13 protein-coding genes are annotated in these 13,091 nt (G+C 72.7%); 7 read left to right on the plus strand and 6 right to left on the minus strand.

Annotated elements, in window-relative coordinates; translation table 11 throughout:
• Positions 1-42: 42 nt before the first annotated feature.
• Together ACZ63F_RS20035 and ACZ63F_RS20040 are read right to left on the minus strand one after the other, a co-directional pair.
• Complete coding sequence (locus ACZ63F_RS20035; RefSeq protein ID WP_352367640.1) at positions 43-705, minus strand: response regulator transcription factor; 663 nt, start codon at positions 703-705, stop codon at positions 43-45.
• 52 nt (positions 706-757) lie between these two features.
• Positions 758-2,029, minus strand: a complete 1,272-nt coding sequence (locus ACZ63F_RS20040; protein ID WP_469712578.1) for a sensor histidine kinase — start codon at positions 2,027-2,029, stop codon at positions 758-760.
• A 523-nt stretch (positions 2,030-2,552) separates the two neighbouring features.
• On the opposite strand from ACZ63F_RS20040, the gene ACZ63F_RS20045 reads away from it, so the two are divergent.
• The 3 genes from ACZ63F_RS20045 to ACZ63F_RS20055 all read left to right on the plus strand — a co-directional run bounded on the left by ACZ63F_RS20045 (position 2,553) and on the right by ACZ63F_RS20055 (position 5,336).
• Positions 2,553-3,653, plus strand: a complete 1,101-nt coding sequence (locus ACZ63F_RS20045) for an NADH:flavin oxidoreductase/NADH oxidase (RefSeq protein WP_469713070.1) — start codon at positions 2,553-2,555, stop codon at positions 3,651-3,653.
• Positions 3,654-3,868: 215 nt separating this feature from the next.
• Entirely contained in the window at positions 3,869-4,777 is a 909-nt protein-coding gene (locus tag ACZ63F_RS20050; protein ID WP_469712580.1) for a DMT family transporter, read from the plus strand.
• Positions 4,778-4,940: 163 nt separating this feature from the next.
• Positions 4,941-5,336, plus strand: coding sequence for a ribonuclease domain-containing protein (locus ACZ63F_RS20055; RefSeq protein ID WP_469712581.1), 396 nt, complete (start codon positions 4,941-4,943; stop codon positions 5,334-5,336).
• A gap of 274 nt (positions 5,337-5,610) precedes the next feature.
• On the opposite strand, the gene ACZ63F_RS20060 is transcribed toward ACZ63F_RS20055, so the two are convergent.
• Positions 5,611-6,423, minus strand: a complete 813-nt coding sequence (locus tag ACZ63F_RS20060; RefSeq protein ID WP_469712583.1) for an AIM24 family protein — start codon at positions 6,421-6,423, stop codon at positions 5,611-5,613.
• Between the two features lie 151 nt (positions 6,424-6,574).
• Here ACZ63F_RS20060 and ACZ63F_RS20065 point away from each other — a divergent pair, with 151 nt between their 5' ends.
• Both ACZ63F_RS20065 and ACZ63F_RS20070 read left to right on the plus strand, forming a co-directional pair.
• Entirely contained in the window at positions 6,575-7,132 is a 558-nt protein-coding gene (locus tag ACZ63F_RS20065; RefSeq protein ID WP_469712585.1) for an RNA polymerase sigma factor, read from the plus strand.
• Positions 7,129-8,223, plus strand: coding sequence for a CU044_5270 family protein (locus tag ACZ63F_RS20070; protein ID WP_469712587.1), 1,095 nt, complete (start codon positions 7,129-7,131; stop codon positions 8,221-8,223). The genes ACZ63F_RS20065 and ACZ63F_RS20070 overlap by 4 nt, the downstream gene beginning before the upstream one ends.
• A 66-nt stretch (positions 8,224-8,289) precedes the next feature.
• Here ACZ63F_RS20070 and alc read toward each other — a convergent pair whose 3' ends face one another.
• Together alc and allB are read right to left on the minus strand one after the other, a co-directional pair.
• Complete coding sequence (alc, locus tag ACZ63F_RS20075; RefSeq protein WP_469712589.1) at positions 8,290-9,402, minus strand: allantoicase; 1,113 nt, start codon at positions 9,400-9,402, stop codon at positions 8,290-8,292.
• Between the two features lie 52 nt (positions 9,403-9,454).
• On the minus strand, positions 9,455-10,795 hold the full coding sequence (gene allB, locus ACZ63F_RS20080) for an allantoinase AllB (protein ID WP_469712591.1): 1,341 nt from the start codon (positions 10,793-10,795) through the stop codon (positions 9,455-9,457).
• Positions 10,796-11,070: 275 nt separating this feature from the next.
• Between allB and ACZ63F_RS20085 the strand changes: the two genes are divergently transcribed.
• Positions 11,071-11,859: an IclR family transcriptional regulator gene (locus ACZ63F_RS20085; protein WP_469712593.1), complete on the plus strand. Its 789-nt coding sequence runs from the start codon at positions 11,071-11,073 to the stop codon at positions 11,857-11,859.
• A 106-nt stretch (positions 11,860-11,965) separates the two neighbouring features.
• Here the strand turns inward: ACZ63F_RS20085 and ACZ63F_RS20090 are convergent, their stop codons facing one another.
• A complete protein-coding gene (locus tag ACZ63F_RS20090) occupies positions 11,966-12,280 on the minus strand; it encodes a DUF5955 family protein (RefSeq protein WP_352089247.1) in 315 nt (104 codons plus the stop codon).
• 155 nt (positions 12,281-12,435) lie between these two features.
• On the opposite strand from ACZ63F_RS20090, the gene ACZ63F_RS20095 reads away from it, so the two are divergent.
• A complete protein-coding gene (locus tag ACZ63F_RS20095; RefSeq protein WP_469712597.1) occupies positions 12,436-13,035 on the plus strand; it encodes a nucleotidyltransferase family protein in 600 nt (199 codons plus the stop codon).
• Positions 13,036-13,091 lie beyond the last annotated feature (56 nt).

Below are 13,091 nucleotides of genomic sequence, written 5' to 3' on the forward strand. Positions count from 1 at the left end.
CGGAGAACGCACGGGCCGCCCCACAGGTGCCCCGCAGGCGCCCTATTCCTCCAGCAGTCCCGCGTCGTACGCGAGCAGGGCGATCTGGACGCGGTTGTTGAGGCCGAGCTTGGCCAGGATGCGGGAGACGTGGGTCTTGACGGTGGCGACGCTCATGAAGAGCCCGGTGGCGATCTCGGCGTTGGCGAGGCCCCGGCCGACGGCGACGGCGACCTCGCGCTCACGGTCGTTGAGGGCGGCGAGCCGGTCACGCGCGCGTGCCTGCCGGGTGTCCGCGCGGGTGCCGGCCGCGTGCGCCATCAGCTGCCGGGTGACGGCGGGCGACAGCACGGGGTCGCCGGCCGCCACCCGGCGGACCGCGGCGACGATCTCGGCGGGCGGGGTGTCCTTGAGGACGAACCCGGCGGCTCCCGCGCGCAGGGCGTGCAACACTTGTTCGTCGGCGTGGAAGGTGGTCAGGACGACGACCTGCGGGGGGTCGGCACGCGCGCGGAGCCGCTCGGTGGCGGTGAGTCCGTCCACGGAAGGCATCCGGATGTCCATCAGCACGACGTCCGGGCGGGTGCGGTCCACGAGCGCCTCGACCTCGTCGCCGTCGGCACCCTCCCCGACGATCTCGATGTCCCCGGCCCCGCCCATCATGAGGGCGAGCCCGGCGCGCACCAGCGGATCGTCGTCGACGAGCAGCAGTCTGATCGTGGTCACGGCGCCTACGTAATCACGCGGGTCGGGCGGTACGTGCCCGGTCGCCCGGTCGTCACGTGGCCGGGGAGGCGGCGGCCCAGGGCAGCCAGGCGCGCACCTCGAAGCCGCCGTCGCCGACGGGCCGGTGCTCCAGCCGTCCCCCGGCCAGCGTGGCGCGTTCGGCCAGGCCGATCAGGCCCTGGCCGGAGCCGGGGACGTGCGGGGTCTCGGTCGCGGGGGCCGGGTTGTGCACGGTGATGTCCAGGCCGTCGCCCGGGGCGCCGGTGACGCGGACGGTGACCTCGGCGCCGGGGGCGTGCTTGCGGGCGTTGGTGAGACCCTCCTGGGCGATGCGGTAGGCGGTGCGGCCGACGGAGGCGGGGACGGAGGCCGGGTCGCCGACGTGGTTGTCCAGCACCACCTTCATGCCGGCACCTCGTGATTCGGCGACCAGTGACTCCAGCGCGGCCAGGGTCGGCTGTGGCCGGCCGCCCGCCTCCTCGCCGTCGGCGGCGCGCAGCACACCGATGATCTCGCGCAGGTCCTGGAGGGCCTCGTGGGCGCTCTCCCGGATGACCCCGGCCGCGCGGGCCACCTCCTCCCGGGGCGCGTCGGGCCGGAACTCCAGCGCTCCGGCGTGCACGCTGAGCAGGGTCAGCCGGTGGGCGAGGACGTCGTGCATCTCACGGGCGATGGCCTCCCGGGCCAGCCGCTGGGCCCGCTCGGCCCGCAGCCCGGCCTCGGTCTCGGCCCGCCGGGCCCGGTCGCGCAGGCTGACCATCAGCTGCCGCTTGGAGCGCACGAACATGCCGAGGCTGACCACCAGGAGGGTGAGCAGCACGACGAGGATGACGACGGCCAGGTAGGGCAGGTCGGGGTCGGGGCGCACCCAGTAGAAGAGCGGGACCAGCACGAGGTTGGCGGCGGTGATCCAGGCGACGTGCCGGAACGGGCGGTGCACGGCGAGCGTGAACAGCGCGACCATGGAGGCGCCGCCGGCGGTGTCGGAAGCGAAGCTGACCGGGATCATGGCGATGGCCAGACCGGTCGGCCAGCGGCGGCGCAGCCAGACCGCGGCGCAGGCCAGGCCGCCGATCAGCTGGTCGGCGACGGCGAGGCCGTGCGGGACGTTCGGGTCCTGGCGCATGGTGTTGGCGGTGGCCGCGCCGAGGAGGACGGCCAGCAGGAAACAGCTGAAGTCGACGAGCCAGTCACGCGCGGTGCGCCGGGGCCGGCGGCCGGCCGGACCGGCCTCGGGGTCGAGTTCATGGATCACGGCGGAGGGGAACAGCCACCGCCGCCCCTCGAACGTCCGTATGGAGATGTCACCGCTCACGGTCGACAAATCTACGCAGGACCGGCCCGTGTCACCTACTCGCGCACGGGATCGTCGACCAAAGTTGGGCCCGTGTGGACTTTCGGTGCGCCACGCGCGCGGGCGGAGGGTCTTCCGGCGGGCACGGCCCGCCCCACGGCCGATGGTGCGGGGGGGAGGACGCGGGGCGAGGGTCGTGCCGTGAAACGGTTGTGGGAACTGCTCGGACTCCTCGCCCTGGCACAGTGTGCTGGGTCTGGTGCACGAGTTCACCCACTGGCGGGTGGGTCTCCTGCGGCGGCTCGCCTTTCCCGACGCCTACGGCGTCTACGCGAGCGTCGCGCTGATCGTGCCGGCGTGCGCTGTTCGCCGCGCGGCGGGGAGCCGGAGGCCAGGTGGCGGGTGAGCGACCGGCGCGATACATGTGGATGCCGATAGTGGGCGGAAATAAAATACCCGCGCATGCAATTATGACTCCAGTATCGGGCGCAGGGACCGTTTCCGACCGCCCGGCCGCACGGCACCCCCGACGGACCTCTCAAGGAGTCGCGTGTTGAACCCGCTCTTCGCCCCCTTCGACCTCAAGTCGCTGACGATTCCCAACCGCATCTGGATGGCGGCGATGTGCCAGTACAGCGCGGAGCCGGACGGTGCGGCGGCCGGCGTCCCGACGGACTGGCACTTCTCCCACCTGGCCGCGCGCGCCGCCGGCGGCACCGGTCTGATCATCACCGAGGCCGCGGCCGTCAGCCCCGAGGGCCGGATCTCCCCCTACGACCTCGGCATCTGGAACGACGAGCAGGTCGCCGCCTTCCGGCGCATCACCGCCTTCCTGACGTCGCAGGGCACGGTCCCCGGGATCCAGCTGGCGCACGCGGGGCGCAAGGCGTCGACCGAGCGCACCTGGGTCGACCGCGGGCGCCCGATCGCCCCGGACGAGCCGCACGGGTGGACGCCGGTGGGCCCCAGCGCGGTGGCCTTCGACGAGGCGTCGACGGTGCCCGAGGAGCTGACCACGGACGGCATCCGCGAGATCGTCCAGCAGTTCGCCGACGCCGCCGTACGCGCCCGCGCGGCCGGTTTCCAGATCGCCGAGATCCACGGTGCCCACGGCTACCTGATCCACCAGTTCCTCTCCCCGCAGAGCAACCGGCGCACCGACGAGTACGGCGGTTCCTTCGAGGGCCGGATCCGCTTCGCCCTGGAGGTCGTCGACGCCGTGCGCGCCGTGTGGCCCGAGGAGCTGCCGGTGTTCTTCCGCGTCTCGGCGACCGACTGGCTGTCGGAGAACCCCGAGGACGGGCGGACGGGCTGGACCGCCGACGACACCGTCCGCCTCGCCAGGGAGCTGCTGGCGCACGGCGTCGACCTGATGGACATCTCCACCGGCGGCATCGTCCCCGATGCGAAGATCACGAGCGGTCCCGGCTACCAGGTCCCCTTCGCCGACCGCGTCCGCAACGAGACCGGCATGCCCGTGGCCGCCGTGGGCCTGATCACCGAGCCCGCGCAGGCCGACAAGGTCGTCGCCTCCGGCAGCGCCGACGCGGTCCTGCTGGGCCGGGAACTCCTGCGCAATCCCTACTGGGCCCGGCACGCCGCGGACCAGCTCGGCGGCAGCGTCGGCTCCCCCGTCCAGTACCACCGGGCCTGAGACCGGCCGCAGGCGGCGGCTGCGGCGACGGCGACGCAGGCGTCACCGTTCGCCCGCCCCGCGCTCCGGCCGGACACTTGAAACGAGCGCACCGCTCACCCTTTCGCCGTTCCCCGCCGCGCACCGCATCCGGACCGCCGGCCCCGGGGCACTTCCGGGGCCGTGGCGCCACGCCCGCGGAACGCGGCCGACACTCCGGAAGCGATGCGATCGACATGATTGTCGCGTTCACCTGTGCCGTGCTCGCCGCCGCCAGCAACGCATGGGGCACGGTCCTGCAGCGACGTGCCGCCACGGCCACGCCCGAGTCCCGCTCGCCGCTCGCCCTGGTCGCGAACCTGCTGCGCAATCCCGTCTGGCTCGGCGGAATCCTCGGAGTGATCGGCTCGGCCCTGTTCCAGGCACTGGCGCTCAACTTCGGGACCCTGGCCGCCGTCCAGCCGGTCTTCATCCTCGAGCTGCCGCTCGCGCTCGTCTTCGGCAGCCTCGTGTTCCGGGTCCAGGTCTCCCGGAAGGCATGGGCGTGCGTCGCCGCGATCTTCGCGGGGCTGGCGATCAGCCTCTTCTCGGCCGCCCCCTCCGGCGGACGCGCCCAGGTCCCCGGCGTCTGGTGGGTGCCCACGATCGCCGTCACGGGCGCGGCCGGCGCCGCGCTCGTCCTCGTCGGCCTGCGCCGGCCGCACGGCCTGGCCCGCGCGGCCTGCCTGGCCGCGGCCGCCGCCGTCGGCAACGCGCTCACGGCGGCTCTGGTGAAGTCCGCGATGAACATCCTGTCCCGGCAGGGAGCCACCGCGTTCTTCCTCGCGTGGCAGACCTACGGCTTCGCACTGGTCGGCTCGTTCTCCATCATCCTGCTCGGCTACGCCATGCAGGGAGGCCCCCTCATCGCCTCCCAGCCGGCACTCACCCTCGGCGACGCCGTGGTCAGCTTCTGTCTCGGAGTCACCCTCTACGCCGAGTCACCCCGCCACGGCATGTGGGTCGTGCCGGCCCTGTTCGGGGTCGCCCTCCTCTCGTACGGCGTCGTCACCCTCTCCCGCACCCGCTGCCTGGCGAAATGCGTCGACCGCGACCCGGAGGAGGACACCCACCAGGCGGAACGCCGAGCGACGACGGCGATGTAGCCAGTGGCGCTCCGACCTCTGGTGGCGGCACCGCCTGACCGGCCGAGGGGGCCTCGAAGGCGCCGCAGCGCAGGTTAACTTCGCGAAAACGAACGGGACGTGACGGGAAATTCCGCCGACTTGTCATTGACATGCCATACTCTACGCGCGTCATCATGGGCCCATGAGATTCCCCCCACGAATCACCCGCATCGGCGCTGCGGGCGCCCTGCTGTCCGCCCTCCTCGTGGGCGGCACCGTCTCCGCCGTCACGGCGGACGCCGCTGCCGCCTCGGTCGGCAGTATCTGCTACAGCGACCTGCCGGCGCAGGCGTACGACACGCTCGACCTGATCGCGTCGGACGGTCCGTTCCCGTACTCCCAGGACGGGACCGTCTTCCGCAACCAGGAGGGTGTGCTGCCGAGCGAGCCCACCGGCTACTACCACGAGTACACCGTGAAGACGCCGGGCTCCTCCACCCGCGGTGCGCGCCGGATCATCACGGGCGAGGAGTACCAGGAGGACTACTACACCTCTGACCACTACGTCACGTTCGACCTCGTCGACTTCAGCTGCTGATCCACCCGCCGACCGACTCAAGGAACGGTGCGCCCCTCAGGGATTCCGGCCCCTGTCCTCCCGGAGCCGTGCCCCTCGCCCCCCACGGTGAGGGGCACGGTGGCCGGTTCGGGCCCCTCACCGGGCCGGCCCTGCGCCGCGAAGTCATAGGAGAACTCGGCGCCACGATCGCAGTGGTGCGGCACGACGGTGACCTGGGGTGCGGTCCGTCGTCATCGGTTCCGACCCCTGGGCCCACCGGAGACTCATCGTCCTGCCGGTCTCCGGTGCGCCCTCACCCCGCGTGCGTGGAGAACAGTCCGCCGGTCGGGCCCTGCTTGTCGCCGCCCTGGGCCTTCTTCAGGGCGTTGGCGAGGCTCTCGATGGTGAGGGACTGCAGGATCACCCGGCCGTTGCCCTCCAGGGTGGCCAGGGAGAGGCCCTCGCCGCCGAAGACGGCGTTCATGAGGCCCTGACGGTTGAGGCCGCCGACGCGCTGGACGCCGTACTGGATACCTTCCTCGAAGGCGACGACGCATCCCGTGTCGACCTCGATGCGGCCGCCGAAGTCGGCGGGGTTCAGGTCGATGAAGTTGCCGGCGCCGGCGATGATCACCGTGCCGTGGCCGGTGAACTTCTCCAGGATGAAGCCCTCGCCGCCGCTCATGCCGGTACGGCCGCCCTGGAAGGCGATGCCGAACTCGACGGTGGACTCGGCCGCCACGAAGGCGTCCTTCTCGGCGAACCACGCGCGCGTGCCGTTGAGCTCCAGGGCGCGCATCTCGCCGGGCAGCACGCCGGCGAAGCCGACGGTGCCTTCCCCGCCCTGCGCGCTGAAGTACTGGAACGCCAGCGACTCACCGGCGAGCATGCGCTGGCCGACCTGCATGGCGGTGCCCATGGCCTGGCGCAGCATGCCGCCCATACCGCCACCGCCGCCGCCCTGCTGCTGACCGCCGCCGTTGGGGCCGCTCAGCCGCGTCTCCATGGTCACGTTCGTCGTCTTGAACAGGAACTTGCCGGCCTCGCAGTACACGGTCTGGCCGGGGTGCAGGTTGACGACGGCCATCTGCATGGCGTTGCCGACGATTTCTTGCTGAAGGGTCACGAGAGAAGAACGTAACCGACGGCCCGGCGGTTCCCTCCGCGCGGCCGCCCGGTCGGCACGAGACTTCTGCCGCACCGCGGCGAACGCTCCGGGCCCCTTGCGACAAGTACAGGGTGGGGCCGCTGTTCACGCGGCGACGACGGGAGGTCCGGTGGAAACGGACGAGCATCTACTCACCCGCTCGATACGGGAGCCAGAGGCGTTCGAGCAGTTGGTGGTGCGGCATTCGGAAGCGCTGCACGGCTACCTCGCGCGCCGGGCGCCGGGCGCCGCGGACGATCTGCTGGCGGAGGTGTGGCTGCAGGCCTTCAGCGGCCGCGCCACGTACGACGCCGCTCGCGGCACCCTGCGTACCTGGCTCTTCGGTGTGGCCAGGAACGTGCTGGCCGCGCACCGGCGCCGCGGCGAACTCGACGGACGGGTGCTTCCCGGCGACGAGGCGACCAGCGACCCGTGGCGCGCCGTCGACCAGCGGCTGGACGCCGCGGCGGTCGCGCCGCTGATCCGCGACACGCTGGCCGGCCTGCCGCACGTGGAGCGCGAACTGCTGTTGCTCGTCGCCTGGGAGCAGCTCACGCCCTCGGAGGCCGCGGCCGTGGTCGGCATCCCCGCGGGCACGGCCCGCTCCCGGCTGCACCGTGCCCGTACCCGGCTGCGCACCGCGCTCGGCTCGGCCCCTTCGCTTCCCCTGACAGGAGATTTCGCATGACCGAGCACGAGCAGCACGGGCTGGATGTCCTCGACTTCCCCGGCGCGGACCGGCTGCGGGCCGCGGGTGACGTCGCCCCGCCGAACCCGGCGGTCGTCAGCGCCGCGCTCACCGCGGTGCGCGCGGCCGCGGCAGACAGCGCCACGGTGGTTCCCTTCGGGTCCCGGCCGCGCCACCGCGTGCGGCGGATCCTGGTCTCCGCCGCGGCGGTCGCCGCCGTCGCGGCGGGCGCGGCCGTCTACCCCACCATCGGTGTCGGGGGCAACCCGCCGGCAGCCTCGGCCGACGCGGCGGGATTCCTGCACCGCATGGCGGACACCGCGGGCGCCGAGCCGGCCTCCGACGCCCCGTACTGGAAGGTCGAGACGCGAACGTCGGTGACCTCCTCGGCTCCCGGTGGGGGGCCGAGGACCAGGACCGAGACCGCGACCGAGTGGCTCGGCCGGAACAGGTTCCTCCGCGCCTCCTCCGGCGACGGCGAGGTCGTGGAGTTCACCGGCCTGGCGAACGGCTGGGCCTTGTCGCCCGACGGCGGTGCGCGGTCCACGACGGGCTACCGTCTCGCACAGCCGGGCCGGCACGAGCTGACGTCGTGGAACGTCGGCGGCCTGCCCCCGGCCCGCGAAAGGGCCGTCACCTGGGACGACCTGACGACCCTTCCGACGGAGCCCAAGGCTCTCCGGGCGAGGCTCCTCGACGGTTCCGGCGGCACCGAGGCCGACGAGCAGCTCTTCAACGGCGTCGAGGCTCTGCTGGCCGACGCGCCCGCCGGCCCTCGTCTGCGGGCCGCGCTCTTCGAGGTCCTCGCCGCCATCCCGCACGTGCGCCTGGCCGGAAGCGTCAAGGACAGCGCGGGACGCGTCGGCACCGCCGTCGAGCTGACGTCGGGGTACGGGAGCAGTCGGGTCGTCATCGACCCCGAGACCTCCAAGCTCCTGGAGGTCACGACGGTCGCCCGGTCCGACGCCGAGAGCGACGCCGGAACCGTGCGCACGACGTACCTGTCCGCCGGGCCGTGCGAGGACGCCCCTCGTCCCCACTCGCGGTCCGGGACGCCCGCGGCGAAGGCCTCCCCCCGGTCGGACGGCTGATACCGGGTCCGCCGGCCCACGCGAGCCAAGGGTTCCCGAGAGGCGGGTCGGGCGGGCGGAGACGGGTCAGGACAGTTCGCGGTGCCGTGTGGTCAGGGCCGCCGCGCCCGCTTGCGTCGGTGTGCCGAACAGGCGCAGGCGGGAGATTCCGCCGTCCGGGAAGATGTCCACGCGCGCGTCGGTGCCCACGGCCGGGGAGGCCAGGACGAATCGGTGATTCGTGTCCGGCTGGAGGCGGGTGCGCGGGAGGATCTCCCGCCACTCGCCGTCCTCGCCGTCCCGTACCGACACGGACGCCCAGCCCGCGCTGTTGCCCTTCAGGTAGGCCGTGTCGATCTCGATCGCCCGGATCTGGGACTGGGTGACCAGGCGGTAGCGGATCCAGTCGTTGCCCTGGTCGCGGCGGCGGCGCGTCTCCCAGCCGTCGTCCATCTTGCGGGAGCGGCCGGGCTGGATGGTGTGGGTCGCGGGCGAGTAGAAGAGGTCGGAGGCGTCCTCCACCCGGCCGCCGTGCTCCAGGGCGGCCACGTCGAAGGTGCCGAGCACGGCGAGCCACTCGGGGTCCGGCACCACCTCGCCGTACACGCGCAGGCGCGCGATGCCTCCGTCGGGGTGCTGGTTGACGCGCAGGTGGGTGAAGCGCTGTTCGACGGAGACGGCGAAGCCGTTCGCCGCGTGGCCGCCGACGGGGGTACGGGGGACGAGGGTCGTCCACTTGACGTCGTCGCCGAGCAGTGCCTCCGGGGACGGCGAGCCCGCGACCGACGTGCCCTCGACGGACACCGCCTGCGGGTAGTTGCCGCGGAAGTGGGCCGTGTCGACGACGATCCCGCGGATCACACCGGGCGCGCCCAGGCGGACCAGCGCCCAGTCGTGGTCCTCGGCGGTGGGCCAGGGGTGGTCGGCCGAGACCCCGCGGCGGCGGCGCGTCTCCCAGCCGTCCATGATCTTGCCCTTGTGCCCGAAGTGCTCGGGGTCGAACTCGGCCCGCCCCGGCACCAGCAGGTTCTCCCGCTGGGCGAAGAACTCGTCGTTGGCGGCGATGACACCGGCCCCGAGCTGCCGGTCGGCGAGGTTGGCGTACTGGGTGAAGGGGAAGTCGGCGGTGCGGTAGTCCGCGTACGGGTCGCCGCCGGAGTAGGGGTGCGCGTCGCCGGTGAAGGTCGGGATCGCCGTCAAAGGTGTTCCTTTCGGTGTCGGCCGCTGCGGGTGCGGGAGGAGAAGAAGGGGATCAGGGGGTGCGGGTGAGGAGGTGGCCCCTCGGGGGCGTGAACTCGCCGTCCGCGACGATGCGTTCGCCGCGCAGCCAGGTGGACCTCACGACGCCGTACAGGGTCCTGCCCGCGTAGGCGGTGACCCGGTTGCGGTGCTGCAGGCCGGCCGGGTCCACGGTGAAGGTCTCGTCGGGCGCGAGGACGGCGAAGTCGGCGTCGCGGCCGGGCGCGATGGCGCCCTTGCGGTCGTCGAGGCCGACGAGCGCGGCCGTGCGGGCCGACATCCAGCGGACCACGTCCTCGAGGCCGTGGCCGCGTCTGCGGGCCTCGGTCCACACGGCGGCGAGGCTGAGCTGGAGGCCCGAGATGCCGCCCCAGGCGGTCGCGAAGTCGCTCGTCTTGAGGTCGGCCGTGGAGGGCGAGTGGTCGGTGACCACGCAGTCCACGGTGCCGTCGGCAAGCGCCTGCCAGAGCAGGTCCTGGTTGGCCGCCTCCCGGATGGGCGGGCAGCACTTGAACTCGCTGGCGCCGTCCGGGACCTCCTCGGCGGTGAGGGTGAGGTAGTGCGGGCAGGTCTCGACGGTGAGGCGGACGCCGTCCGCCTTGGCCGCCGCGATCAGCGGCAGCGCGTCGGAGGAGGACAGGTGCAGGACGTGCACGCGCGCGTGCAGGCGTTTCGCCTGGGCGATCAGCTGGGCGATCGCCGTGTCCTCCGCGTCGCGCGGACGGGAGGCGAGGAAGTCGGCGTACTTCGGGCCGCCCTGCTGCGGGGCTGCCGCCAGGTGGTGCGGGTCCTCGGCGTGCACGATCAGCAGGCCGTCGAAGGAGGCGATCTCCGCAAGGGAGCGGGCCAGCTGTTCCTGGTCGAGGTGCGGGAACTCGTCCACGCCGGACGGCGACAGGAACGCCTTGAAGCCGAAGACGCCGGCCTCGTGCAGCGGGCGGAGGTCCTTGACGTTGTCGGGCAGCGCGCCGCCCCAGAAGCCGACGTCGACGTGTGCCTTGTCCGCGGCGACCTGTTGCTTGACGCGGAGGTTCTCGACCGTCGTGGTCGGCGGCAGGGAGTTGAGCGGCATGTCGACCAGGGTGGTGATGCCGCCGGCGGCCGCCGCGCGGGTGGCGGTCCAGAAGCCCTCCCACTCGGTGCGGCCGGGGTCGTTCACGTGCACATGGGTGTCGACCAGGCCGGGCAGCAGGACGTCGTCGCCGAAGTCCTCCAGGCGGGCGCCCTCCGGGAGGGGGGCGTCGTAGGGCAGTACGGCCGTGATCCTCCCGGCGGAGACGGCGACCGAGGCGGCCCGCGTCCCCTCCGGGGTGATGACGCGCGTCGAGCGCAGCACCAGTTCAGCGTCGGACACCCGGACCCCTCTCTCTGGCCGCCGTTTTACTTCCGCGAAACGGGATTTACACCCACGCAACGGAATTCAACGTTCTGTTGAAGGAGTCTTCACTCCCGCTCCCGCGCCGTCAAGGGCACACTGCATCGCAGGGGCCCGGCAGGCGTCCACTCTGGACGTTTCCACAAAGCGGAATTACAATTCCGGCAAGCAGAACGTAGCTACGTACCACCAGGGAGTCAACCGACCGCCGGGTAGGCTTCTGCCCTTCCCGCCAGTCCCGAAAGGAACGCGCCGTGCCGACGTCCAGCGCCAGCACCTCCGACTCCGCCAAGTCCGGCGGCGGCGTCCAGTCCCTAGAGCGCGCCTTCGATCTGCTGGAGCGGATGGCGGACGCGGGCGGCGAGGTGGGCCTCAGCGAGCTGTCCGCGAGCAGCGGGCTGCCGTTGCCGACGATCCACCGGCTGATGCGGACGCTGGTCGCCTGCGGCTACGTACGGCAGCAGCCGAACCGGCGGTACGCACTCGGCCCCCGGCTGATCCGGCTCGGCGAGTCGGCGTCCCGGCTGCTCGGCACCTGGGCGCGGCCGTACCTCGCGCGGCTGGTCGAGGAGACCGGCGAGACGGCGAACATGGCGCTGCTCGACGGGGACGAGATCGTGTACGTGGCGCAGGTGCCGTCGAAGCATTCGATGAGGATGTTCACCGAGGTGGGGCGGCGGGTGCTGCCGCACTCCACGGGCGTCGGGAAGGCGTTGCTGGCGAACGTGCCGGACGGCGAGGTGCGGGCGCTGCTGGGGCGGACCGGGATGCCGGCCGCGACCGAGAGGACGATCACCACTCCGGAGGGGTTCCTGGCCGCGCTGGCGGAGGTGCGGGAGCTCGGGTACGCCGTGGACGACAACGAGCAGGAGGTGGGGGTGCGGTGCCTGGCGGTGTCCGTGCCGGACTCGCCCACCGCGGCGGCCATTTCGATCTCCGGGCCCGCGGGGCGGGTGACGGAGGCGGCGACGGAGAAGATCGTGCCGGTGCTCCAGCAGGTGGCCGTCGAGTTGTCTCAGGCGTTGGCGAGTTCAGGGGCCTAGGGGGGGCCGACGAGAGCGTTGGCGGGTGCGGGTGGGTGGGGGCTGAGCGCACAGTTCCTCCCCCAGCCTTCGGCCGGGGATACCCCCAGCGCCCCTGACGGGGCGCTCAGCGTCTCGGCGTTTCACCGAACAGGTCCACCGCCTGGCGCACCTCCGACAGGCCCCTGGACAGGGCGCTCATCGAGCCGATGGCGCCCGCGATCAGTAACAGGGAGCGGCGCAGGCGCGGGATCTCCGGCATGCCGCCGGTGGCCATCGCGGCCAGCGCCGCCAGTTCGTCCTCGGCTATCGCGCGGTCCGGGAACTCGGCCGGATGCGCGGCCAGTTCACGGCGCAGCCGGGAGACCGCCGTGCGCAGTTCCGTCACCCTCGGATCCTCGTCGCTGCCGGTCACTGGCCTCTGTCCCAAGCTCCGCAACACAGCTCTCCCCCCCTCTCCAGGTGCCCTGAACGGTGGTCGGGCGCCCGGGGACGCGGGTCAGTAAACGCCCTCCCGTGCGGAAAGCGCTACAGCGCGGACCGAATTTCAGCCCTTCGGAACCGGCCGCCCGCTCCGGCGTCGGGTATGCAGGACGCATGACGGACACGCATGACCAGATCGCCGGGCTGCTGCTCGCCGCCGGCGGTGGCAGACGGCTCGGCGGGCGGCCCAAGGCGCTGCTGACGCACCGGGGGCGGCCGCTGGTGGAGTACGCGGCCGAAGTGCTGCGGGCGGGCGGCTGCGGGCCGGTGCACGTGGTCCTGGGGGCCCGCGCGCACGAGGTGCGGGAGCGGGCCGAACTCGGCGGCTGCGTGGTCGTGGAGAACCCGGACTGGGCCGAGGGCATGGGATCCTCGCTGCGGGTGGGGCTGGAGTCGCTCGCCGGGACGGGGGCGCGGGCGGCCCTGGTGTCCCTGGTGGACCAGCCCGGGATCGGGAGCGCGGCCGTGGCGCGGGTACTCGACGGGTACCGGGACGCCGACTCGCTGGTGTCGGCCGCGTACGACGGGGTGCGCGGCCATCCCGTCCTGTTCGGCTCGGCCCACTGGGCGGGGATCGCCGCGAGCGCGACCGGGGACCGGGGCGCCCGCGCCTACCTCGGGGCCCATGAGGAGGCGATCACGCTCGTCGAGTGCGGGGACGTGGCCGAGCCGTACGACATCGACACGGAAGCGGACCTGGGCCACCTTGAGTGAACGGGATGGCACTGAGCGCCACCTTTGCTCGACCCGGAGAATCTCGACGTCAACAA

The organism is Streptomyces sp. NPDC104761 (assembly GCF_055583445.1).

Bases quoted from the DNA above. Each gene is read 5' to 3' on its own strand.
- ACZ63F_RS20070 (WP_469712587.1), top strand. From the start codon at position 7,129: ATGACCGAGCACGAGCAGCACGGGCTGGATGTCCTCGACTTCCCCGGC.
- ACZ63F_RS20095 (WP_469712597.1), top strand. From the start codon at position 12,436: ATGACGGACACGCATGACCAGATCGCCGGGCTGCTGCTCGCCGCCGGC.
- ACZ63F_RS20055 (WP_469712581.1), top strand. From the start codon at position 4,941: ATGAGATTCCCCCCACGAATCACCCGCATCGGCGCTGCGGGCGCCCTG.
- ACZ63F_RS20050 (WP_469712580.1), top strand. From the start codon at position 3,869: ATGATTGTCGCGTTCACCTGTGCCGTGCTCGCCGCCGCCAGCAACGCA.